The sequence below is a fragment of the Pseudomonas sp. QC2 genome (genome assembly GCF_002859085.1).
Taxonomy (GTDB): domain Bacteria; phylum Pseudomonadota; class Gammaproteobacteria; order Pseudomonadales; family Pseudomonadaceae; genus Aquipseudomonas; species Aquipseudomonas petroselini.
Map to the genome: position 1 here is coordinate 258,804 of NZ_PKKS01000010.1, position 9,741 is coordinate 268,544.

Here is a 9,741-nt window from a genome sequence, read left to right on the forward strand (position 1 = left end):
CGGGCAGTGTGTCGACCTCTTTTACCCACCTCTACGGCACCCACCACCGTTGGCTGCTCGGCCTGCTGCGCCGGCGCTTGAACGACCGTTGGGATGCCGCCGACCTGGCCCATGACACGTTTATCCGGATTCTCAGCCGCCCCCCGGCCGAGACCGACCCCGTCCGCCAACGCTCGTACCTGGCCACCATCGCACGCGGGTTGTGCATCGACCACTGGCGCCGTCGCCAGCTCGAACGCGCCTGGCTGCAAACCCTGGCCGAGCGGCCGGAAGCGCTGCACCCGTCGCCGGAGCAACGGGCAATCATCGTCGAGACGCTGGTGGAGGTGGACGCCATGCTCGCGCGTCTGCCGAAGAAGGTCAGCGAAGCCTTCCTGCTCGCCCAGTTGCATGGTCTGCCCTACAAGCAAATCGCCGAGCAGTTGGGTGTGGGCGAGCGCATGGTCAAGAAGTACATGGCCCAGGCCCTGTTGCACTGCGCGATCCTGGAAGCCGAACTCGACGGGATGCTGGTGCAATGAACACGCCGGGCAAGCTCAGCCACGCCAGCCTGGAGCAGGCCGCGCAATGGTATGTGCGCCTGCAGGATCAAGGCGGTGCGCTGGAGCAGTTGCGTTGGCAGGCCTGGGTCGCGCAAAACCCCGAACACCTGGAGGCCTGGCAGTATGTGCAGCGGGTGAGCCAACGGTTTGCCCCGCTGCAGGAACAAGCCCATGGCGCCAGCCGCGCCTTGCGCAGTTCGCGGCGCCAGACGCTCAAGACCCTGCTGGTGCTGTGCGCCGGTTCGACGCTGGCCTGGGGCGCCTGGCGCAACACCGCCCTGCCCCGGCGGGTGGGCGGCTGGAGCGCGGACTACGCGACCACGAGCGGCGAGACCCGCGATACGCTGCTGGCCGACGGCAGCCATGTGTGGCTGAACGCGTTGAGCGCGCTGGATGTGCGTTTTGATGTGGCACAACGCTTGCTGCACCTGCGCTTTGGCGAGGTGTTGATCGACACGGCCAAGGACGCCACGCGGCCGTTCCTGGTCGAGACCGAGCACGGCCGCATGCAAGCGCTGGGCACCCGTTTCAGCGTGCTGCAAGGCAACGATCACACCCAGCTGAACGTCTTCGAAGGCCGGGTGCAGGTCACCACCCAAGACCAGCACGTGCGCATCCTCGAAGCGGGCCAGCAAGTGTCATTCACTCGCGACGGCTTCACGCCCACCGCATCGGCCTCCCCGGCGCGCGAGGCCTGGAGCCGTGGCGTGCTGTTGGCGGATAACCTGCCGCTGGGGCAGTTGATCGCCGAACTCAACCGTTATCGCCCCGGCCACCTGGGCTGTGACCCGGCAGTGGCCCATCTGCCCGTGATGGGCTCATTCCCACTGATGGACAGCGACCACGCATTGCATCTGCTGCAAGCCGCCCTGCCGGTGAGGGTCGACCGGCTGATGCCATGGTGGGCTACGGTCAGGCCAAAGTAAAAAAACTTTCAATCGACAGTTCCCTTTCCTACAACTCGTTCGGTTAACCCTGCAGACGCTTCAATTCGCCGATCGATTTGATCCAAAGGGAAACATCCATGTCGCAACCTGCTCGCTTCGCGCTGCGCCCATTGGCGCTGGCCACCTCGCTGTTCTGCTTCGGCGCGCCGATGGTGCAGGCCGCCGACTCGCCCTCGACCCAGGAAGCCGCGCGCTCTTATCGCATCGCCGCCGGCTCGCTGGTCAGTGTGTTGAACCGCTTTGCCGAGCAGTCGGGCATTTTCATCGCCGGCCACAATAGCCTCGCCGCGGGCAAGACCAGCCCTGGCTTGAATGGCAGCTACACCCCGGCGGCCGGCTTGCAGCGCCTGTTGCAAGGCAGCGGTCTGCAGGCCGTGCCCCAAGGCAACAATAGCTACGTGCTGGCGCTGATCCCGGCTGACAGCGACACGCTGGAACTGGGCGCCACGACGATCTCCGGCCAGGACCTGGGCGCGACCACCGAAGACACCCACGCCTACACCACCGGCTCCATGGCCTCGGCCACCGGCCTGCCGCTGTCGATGCGTGAAACCCCGCAATCGGTCACCGTGATCACCCGCCAGCAAATGGACGACCAGGGCACCAACAGCATCGCCGACACCCTGCGCCGCGCCCCTGGCGTGAGCGTGCAGAACTACGACAGTGAGCGCTGGGAGTTCTCCAGCCGTGGCCTGCCGATCACCAATTTCCAGTACGACGGCGTCAACTCCACCTACGACGGCGTGTATGACTACGGCACCACCAGCACCGACATGGCGGTGTACGACCACCTGGAGATCATCAAGGGCTCGGCCGGCCTGCTGAGCGGCTCCGGCGACCCTTCGGCCACGGTCAACCTGATCCGCAAAAAACCCACGCCGACGTTCAAGGCCTCGGTGACCCAGACCTTCGGTTCCTGGGACAATTACCGCACCGAAGGCGATATTTCCGGCCCGCTGACGGAGTCCGGCAATGTACGCGGGCGGTTTGTCGGCGTGTACCAGGACCGCCAGTCGTACCTGGACCACTACCAGCACACCAAGGACATCGCCTACGGCATCCTTGAGGCCGACCTCACGCCCGATACCCTGCTGACGTTCGGCATCGACCAGCAGGACACGCGCTCCCGTGGCGCCAGCTGGACCGGGTTCCCGATGTACTTCAGCGACGGCTCACGCACACACTTCTCGCGTTCGTTCAACCCGGCCGCCGACTGGAGCCGTCGCGACTTCAACAACCAGACGCTCTTCGCCTCGGTGCAGCACACGCTGGCGAATGATTGGTCGCTCAAGGTCAGCCTCGACCGCAAGCGCAGCCAGCACGACACCCTGCTCGCCTCGGCCAGCGGCGGCAACCCGGACCCGGTCAGCGGCGAGAACATGTACATGTTCATGGGCAAGTACAAGGGCGATCAGGTGCAGAACACCCTGGACGTCAACCTCAGCGGCCCGTTCAGCCTGTTTGGCCGTGAGCACGAATTGATCATGGGCTTCATGGCCACCCGCTCGAAACAGGACGTGCCGGTGTACGGCTCGATCTACCCACCGGTGGGCGGCAGCATTTTCGACTGGCACGGCGAATACGCCAAACCGGACATCCCGCGCAGCGGCCAGAACGATATCGTGCAGCGCCAGACCGGTGCCTACCTGGCCACGCGCCTGAAACCCACCGATGACCTGTCGGTGATCCTCGGCACCCGCGTGAGCACGTTCAGCGGCACCGACAGCACCGACTTCTACGACCCGGCCAAGCCCGACAACCACACCACCTACCGCCAGAGCGGCGTGGTCACGCCCTACGCCGGGATCGTCTACGACCTCAACGACACCTGGTCGGTGTACACCAGTTACACCCAGATCTACCGTCCGCAATCCAGCAAGGACGCCGACCGCAAGCTGCTCGACCCGATCGAGGGCAACACCTATGAAGCCGGGCTCAAGGCGGCGTTTTACGACGGCCGCCTGAATGCCAGCGTTGCCGCGTTCCGTATCGAGCAGGACAACGTGGCCGAGTATGTCTCGGGCTTCGAGACCGACTCGGTGTATCGCCCGATTGCCGGGGCCACGACCAAGGGCTTTGAAGCGGAACTGTCGGGCGAAGTGCTGGACGGCTGGAACCTCTCGGCCGGCTATACCTACCAGCACACCCGCGATGCCAATGACGGCTACGTCTACAGCTCGGTGTTGCAAACCACCACGCCGCAGCAGGTGGTGCGCCTGTTCAGCACCTACCGTTTGCCCGGCGCATTGGAGAACGTCACCGTGGGCGGCGGCGTGAACTGGCAGAGTGAGTTCTTCGGCAATGTGTTCCAGCCCGACCCGAATGACACGGTCAATTTCGGCCACAACGCGCGCATTACCCAGGACAGCTACTACCTGGTGGATGTCATGGCTCGCTATCGCTTCAATGAGCACCTGAGCACCACACTGAACGTGAAGAACCTGTTCGACAAAAAGTATTACACCGGCCTTGGCAACTTCGGCACCGGTTTCTACGGCGAACCGCGCAGCTTGCAACTGGCGACACGCTGGGATTTCTGACCCCACCGCCAGCCGCAACCTCTTGTCCCGGTGGCTGGTTTCAGCCACCTACTGCCGGCCGATACGACCCGAGGAACGAGCACGTCGGTAAACGGGTGATACCGCATGCATAACTCGCCGGCATGGTGATTCAACGCATGGCTGTGTAATGATTACGCCTCGCCCCTGCTCGGGATGGAACCATTGCCATGTCGCTGAACGTCACTGCTCACCCTGCGGATTCGCCACGCTTCTGGCGCGACCCCAACCTGCCCTTTATCGAGGCCCGCACCATCGCCGACGGGCGCAAGGTCACCTATACCCGTCACGCGCACGAGCACTTTTCCATCGGTGCGATCACCACCGGCCGCAGCTATTACCACTACGGTGCGCAGACGTTCGAGATCTGTGCCGGCACCGTGGTGTTGATGAACCCCGGCGATGTGCACGCGTGCAACCCGATCCACGACCAGCCCTGGTCGTATCACATGCTCTACCTCGACACGCCCTGGTTGACCGACTTACAGCATCAGCTGGGCTTCAGCACCGATCAGGGCTACCGCCCGTTCACCACGCCGCACACACGCGACAGCGTGCTGTACAACGGCTTGATCGAACTGTACGCAATCCTGTTGGATGAGCACGCCGAACTCCTGCACAAACAGAGCGCGCTGGTGAGCTATTTCAGTGAGGTACAGCAGCGCCTGAACCCGTCGCCGGCCCCTGTGCGTGAGGTCAACCATAAGCTCGAGCGCGCCGCTGAATACATCCGCGAACACTGCACCGAGGCGCTGAAACTGGAAGACATCTGCCTGGCGGCAGAGCTGTCGCCGTCTTATCTGATCCGCGCGTTCAAGCAGTATTACGGGCTGACCCCGCATGCCTTCCTGGTGAACCGGCGCATCCAGTTCGCCCGCGCCCAACTGCGCCAGGGCGAGCTGATCGCCGACGTGGCCCTGGCCGCAGGCTTCGCCGACCAGGCGCATTTCCAGCGCACGTTCAAACAGCATTTCGCCGCCACGCCGGGGCAATACCGTGAGCTGCTCAAGCCAGCAATAAATAACCCACACTGGCCACCAGCAACCCGGCCATTGAACGGTTGAACAGCCTCACGCCACGAGCATCGCCGAGATAGCGGCGCAAAAAGGTTCCCGCGTAGGCCCAGCACGCCACCGACAGGTAGCAGATCACCAGGTAGATCGCCGCAAACAGCCAGACCTGCGCGGCATCGCCCTGCGCCACAAACAAACCCATCCCCGCCACGCACGCCAGCCAGGCCTTCGGGTTGAGCCATTGCATGACTGCGCCATAGAGCATCGACGGCGCCGTGGCGGTGCCCTCGGCGTCCAGGCGGCCGTCGTCCACCGCCAGCTTCCAGGCCATGTACAGCAGGAAGGCCACCCCACCCCACTGGATCAACTGGGTCAATATCGGCCAGCGCACCAGCACTTCATGCAAGCCCAGGCCGATCAACACCAACAGCAGCGTGAAGCCCACCGCAGCGCCGAACACGTGTTTCTGGCTGGCGACAAAGCCGAAGCGCGCCCCCGAACTCAGCGCAACCACATTGACCGGACCCGGCGTGATGGAGGTGGCCAGGGCGAAGGCGGCCATGGAAATGATCAAGCTCATTGCAGCTCCTTTTTATTCGAACAAGTGACGAAGGAACCACGGTAGAGGGCAATGCCATGGTGGTATTGAAGAAAATGCCCCTGCCTGGCTTAGACGACTTTATTGCATTGATATAACTGCATTTGTTTCTTTCAAACCGCCGTTTTTGATAGACAAAAATGCGTATTTAACGTGCCTGGCGCGATGCTAGAGTTCAGAGCCTGCTCCCTTTTGATAGATCACTGCAAAAAGGAATCGCCATGTCACGTCGCCTGTTGGCAGCTGCCTGCCTGTTGTTGTCGTTCTCGACCGCCCACGCCGCTGAACGCTGGGAAACCCTGCCGCCGACGCCCGCCCCCGTGGTCGGTGCAAAGACCGGTTACGCCGCCGTCAACGGTATCAAGGTCTACTACACCCGCACGGGTCATGGCTCGCCGGTGGTGCTGCTGCATGGCGGCTTGTCCAACGCCGATTACTGGGGTCACCAGGTCAAGGCGTTGGCCGCCAAGCACACCGTGATCAGCATCGACAGCCGCGGCCACGGGCGCAGTTCACGGGATGACAGACCCTACGGTTATGACCTGATGGCCGATGACGTGGTGGCCGTGCTCGACAGCCTGAACATCCCGCGCGCCGACATCGTCGGCTGGAGCGACGGCGCGATCATCGGCATTGACCTGGCCCTGCGTCACCCAGACCGTATCGGCAAAGTCTTCGCCTTCGCCGCCAACACCCAGACCGCGGGAGTGAAGGACGGCGTCGAGAAAAATCCGACCTTCGCCGCCTTTATCGAACGCGCCGGCAAGGAGTACGCCAAGCTGTCACCGACGCCTGGAGAGTACGGCGCGTTTGTCGAGCAGATCAGCCATATGTGGGCCAGCCAACCGAACTGGACCGACGCGCAATTGCAGAGCATCAAGACGCCTATCCTGATTGCCGACGGCGACCATGACGAAGCGATCAAGCGTGAACACACCGAGTACATGGCCGCGACCATCCCCGGTGCCGGGCTGTTGATACTGCCGAACACCAGCCACTTTGCGTTCCTGCAAGACCCCGCGCTGTTCAATGCCGCGCTGCTGGGTTTCCTCGACAGCAAATAGACCCCGGCCCCGTGGTGCCTGGGCAACGTATGCCTCACCCCTGGATCAGCGAAAAATGCGCGCCCACCCCGGCGCGCACCCCCTCTGCCACGGCCAGCGCCACGGAACCGGCGGCAAGGGAGGCATCGCCACAGGCAAACACGCCGGCAACGGAGGTCTGGCGCAGATCATTGGTGTGCAGGTAAGGACCGCTGGGGCCGTCGGCCAACTCACAGCCCAGTTGCCCGGCCAAAGGGCTGATGCGGGTACGCGACATTGTGAAGATACCGTCAAGGCTGAACACTCGGCCGTCGACCAGTTCCAGGTCGGCACGCTCACCGACGATGCGCCGTACCGGTCCGTTTTCAACGCCGACCCCGCGTCGATCCAACTGCGCCTGTTGCTCGGCATCCGGGGTGAACACGCCATTGGAGAACAAGGTGGTGGTGCCCCAGTCAGGCAGCATCAACGCGTGGTGCATGGCCAAGGGTGAGGTTGCCAATACGCCGATGCGGCCTTTGTCCAGCTCATAACCGTGGCAGTAAGGGCAATGGAATACGTGCTTGCCCCAACGCTGTTCGAGGCCTTCGATGGCGGGTAACTCGTCCACCACGCCGGTGGCGAGGATCAGGCGTTTGCCGTGAAACGTGCCGTTGTATTCGGTGCGAACGCCGAAACCTGGCGCCTGCTCAGTCGCCTCAATCACGCTGCCCTGTACCCAGGTGACGGTCGGATACTCCATCAACTGGCTGCGCCCCTCTGCGGCGATGGTCTCCGGCGCCTGGCCATCCTGGCCGAGGAAGCCGTAGGAAGTGGCCGCAAACCGGTTGCGCCGTTGCCCCGCATCAATTACCAGCACCTGGCGCCGCGCCCTCGCCAACTGCAGGCCCGCTGACAGGCCGGCATAGCTGCCGCCCACGATAATGACGTCGTACATCATGAAGGTGACCCCGTGTTGGGTGCATCCGGTTGTCCGAACGCTTTCACGACACACCATAAGTTACGTAAAAATACGCCGTCAAGCATCTCGCAACTTTTCAGGTTACGAACGATACTTTGGCAGGATTCAACCTGAGGTTTATTGATGAGAAACGACACCCGGCTTTCGCGCATGCTCCATGTGCTGATCCATATGGGCCGCCACGAAGAGCGTGCGACCTCGGAGACCATTGCCCAGATGCTCGGCACCAACCCGGTGGTGGTACGGCGCACGCTCGGGCTGCTCAAGGAAAAGGGCTATGTACGCTCGGAAAAAGGCCACCAGGGCGGCTGGAGCCTGGGCAAACCCTTGAGTGAAATCACCTTGCTGGATATTCACAACGCCCTGGGCACGCCGTCGCTATTCGCCATCGGCCTGTCTACCGACCACCCCGAATGCCTGGTCGAACAGGCGGTTAACGCCGCGCTGACGGACGCCTTCGACCAGGCCCAGTCGTTGTTGCTGGCGCGCTTGGGGGATGTGACGCTGGCGCAGTTGGCGGACGATTTCGACCAGCGCTACCGCATCGCCATGGCGCCTTAATCGGCTACAACCCGCGCTTGCGCAACCATTGCAGAAAGCCTTTCTTGACCGGTACCACCGGCGTTTCCTGGGTCAAGGTCTGTGCGGTGTGCAGGCGGAAATCCAGCAGCGCCTTCATCGCTTCGCTGATGTCGTGGCGCGCGTCCAGGCACGGTTTCAAGTATTCCTTCTCGATGCGGTACAAGGTGCAGGACGTCTTGGCGGTGAAATCCGCCAGCGCCGCCTGGTCCGACAGGATCCCCGCCTCGCCGATCACCTCGCCCGGTCCCATGCGCCCGGCTTCGAACTTGTGCCCGGCCTTGGTCAGCATCACCGAGACCACGCCGGATTCGACGATAAACAAATGGTCGCTCACCTCCCCTGCCGGCAGGATCATTTCGCCGCTGCGGTAGGTGTGCAGGGTCATGTTCTGGCTGAAGGTGTCTTTTTCTTCCTGGCGCAGGGTGGAGAAAATCGACGAGCGCTCAAGCAATGCGCGCGCCGCCGACAGGCTCGGCGGCGCACTGCTTTCGGTCGCCGACAACACGCCGACGCCCGCCGCCTGGAGGTGACGGAAGGCCAGGTCGTACAGCTGGTTACGCACCTCGCGCTTGAGGGCCATGGCTGGCACGAACCCGCTGATTTCATACTCGACACCGCCGGCTGCCGAGGTCTTGAACGCCACGCTCGGTGCCGGCTGGGCCAGCAGCGGTCGGCAGCCTTGCATCGCCCGCTCCAAGGCCTCGATCACCGTTTGCGGACGCGCATGGGGGCTGACCTGCAGGCTGACCGCCAGGCCGAACATATCCGCCGGGCGCGAGAAGTTGATGATCTTGGCCTTGGCCGCCAGGGAGTTGGGGATCACCGCCATGCTGCCCTGGGAGGTTTGCAGGCGCGTGGCGCGCCAGTCGATGTCCGTCACCCGGCCTTCGGTGCCGTCGATGGAGATCCAGTCATCCAGCTGATACGGCTTGGTGGTGTTGAGCACGATCCCGGAAAACACGTCGCTCAAGGTGCTTTGCAACGCCAGGCCGACGATGATCGCCACCGCGCCGGAAGTGGCGAGCACGCCTTTGACCGGCAAATCGAGCACATAGGCCATGGCGGCAATGATCGCAATCAGGAAGATCACCGCCCCCATCAAGTCCTGCAACAACCGCCCGGTGTGCCCGACCCGCTGCATCATCACCGCCCCGAGCAACACCGTCAGCGTGCGCGCCGCGAACAGCCACCAGCCGATCTGCAAGGCGGTGGCGGCCAGGTGCAAGGCGGTGTTGTCCGCATAGGGCGCGAGCTGCATGGGGTTCATGCCGTCGTTGAACAGCACGGCACTGAACACGGCAAAGATCACCAACCGCGCCGCCAGCTTCCAGTTGGCAAGGTTGGCGGAAATAAGGCGCCACACGGCGATGTCGATAAAGATCAGCGCCAAGGCGCACAGCATCGGGTGATCAGCGATAAGTGAGGGCATCCAGGCGACTCCAGGGCGAATGACGGGAAGATCGCATGAAATGCCGCTCCAGGGTATAGCGGGTGTGC

The 9,741-nt window shown here is 63.2% G+C and carries 9 protein-coding genes; 6 read left to right on the forward strand and 3 right to left on the reverse strand.

Features of this window, described 5'->3' with window-relative positions:
* Window positions 1-8: 8 nt before the first annotated feature.
* From QCBJ_RS10660 to QCBJ_RS10675, 4 genes are all read left to right on the forward strand, one after another.
* The gene (locus QCBJ_RS10660; protein ID WP_043205488.1) at window positions 9-521 is read left to right on the forward strand and encodes a sigma-70 family RNA polymerase sigma factor; all 513 of its coding nucleotides are present in this window, start codon (window positions 9-11) and stop codon (window positions 519-521) included.
* Window positions 518-1,468 (forward strand): FecR domain-containing protein, encoded by a 951-nt coding sequence (locus tag QCBJ_RS10665; protein ID WP_102060783.1) that lies wholly within the window; start codon window positions 518-520, stop codon window positions 1,466-1,468. Before QCBJ_RS10660 ends, QCBJ_RS10665 begins: the two co-directional genes overlap by 4 nt.
* Window positions 1,469-1,566: 98 nt before the next feature.
* Entirely contained in the window at window positions 1,567-4,029 is a 2,463-nt protein-coding gene (locus QCBJ_RS10670; protein WP_102060784.1) for a TonB-dependent receptor, read from the forward strand.
* Between the two features lie 188 nt (window positions 4,030-4,217).
* Window positions 4,218-5,111: an AraC family transcriptional regulator gene (locus QCBJ_RS10675; RefSeq protein ID WP_102060785.1), complete on the forward strand. Its 894-nt coding sequence runs from the start codon at window positions 4,218-4,220 to the stop codon at window positions 5,109-5,111.
* Here the strand turns inward: QCBJ_RS10675 and QCBJ_RS10680 are convergent.
* The gene (locus QCBJ_RS10680) at window positions 5,053-5,640 is read right to left on the reverse strand and encodes a LysE family translocator (protein ID WP_012724783.1); all 588 of its coding nucleotides are present in this window, start codon (window positions 5,638-5,640) and stop codon (window positions 5,053-5,055) included. The genes QCBJ_RS10675 and QCBJ_RS10680 overlap by 59 nt on opposite strands.
* Before the next feature lie 239 nt (window positions 5,641-5,879).
* Here QCBJ_RS10680 and QCBJ_RS10685 point away from each other — a divergent pair, with 239 nt between their 5' ends.
* Window positions 5,880-6,722 (forward strand): alpha/beta fold hydrolase, encoded by an 843-nt coding sequence (locus tag QCBJ_RS10685; protein WP_102060786.1) that lies wholly within the window; start codon window positions 5,880-5,882, stop codon window positions 6,720-6,722.
* Between the two features lie 34 nt (window positions 6,723-6,756).
* Here the strand turns inward: QCBJ_RS10685 and QCBJ_RS10690 are convergent, their stop codons facing one another.
* Window positions 6,757-7,641 (reverse strand): NAD(P)/FAD-dependent oxidoreductase, encoded by an 885-nt coding sequence (locus tag QCBJ_RS10690; RefSeq protein ID WP_102060787.1) that lies wholly within the window; start codon window positions 7,639-7,641, stop codon window positions 6,757-6,759.
* Between the two features lie 144 nt (window positions 7,642-7,785).
* On the opposite strand from QCBJ_RS10690, the gene QCBJ_RS10695 reads away from it, so the two are divergent.
* The gene (locus QCBJ_RS10695) at window positions 7,786-8,223 is read left to right on the forward strand and encodes an Rrf2 family transcriptional regulator (RefSeq protein ID WP_046034699.1); all 438 of its coding nucleotides are present in this window, start codon (window positions 7,786-7,788) and stop codon (window positions 8,221-8,223) included.
* 4 nt (window positions 8,224-8,227) lie between these two features.
* On the opposite strand, the gene QCBJ_RS10700 is transcribed toward QCBJ_RS10695, so the two are convergent.
* Window positions 8,228-9,673 (reverse strand): mechanosensitive ion channel domain-containing protein, encoded by a 1,446-nt coding sequence (locus QCBJ_RS10700; RefSeq protein WP_102060788.1) that lies wholly within the window; start codon window positions 9,671-9,673, stop codon window positions 8,228-8,230.
* Between the last annotated feature and the right edge of the window lie 68 nt (window positions 9,674-9,741).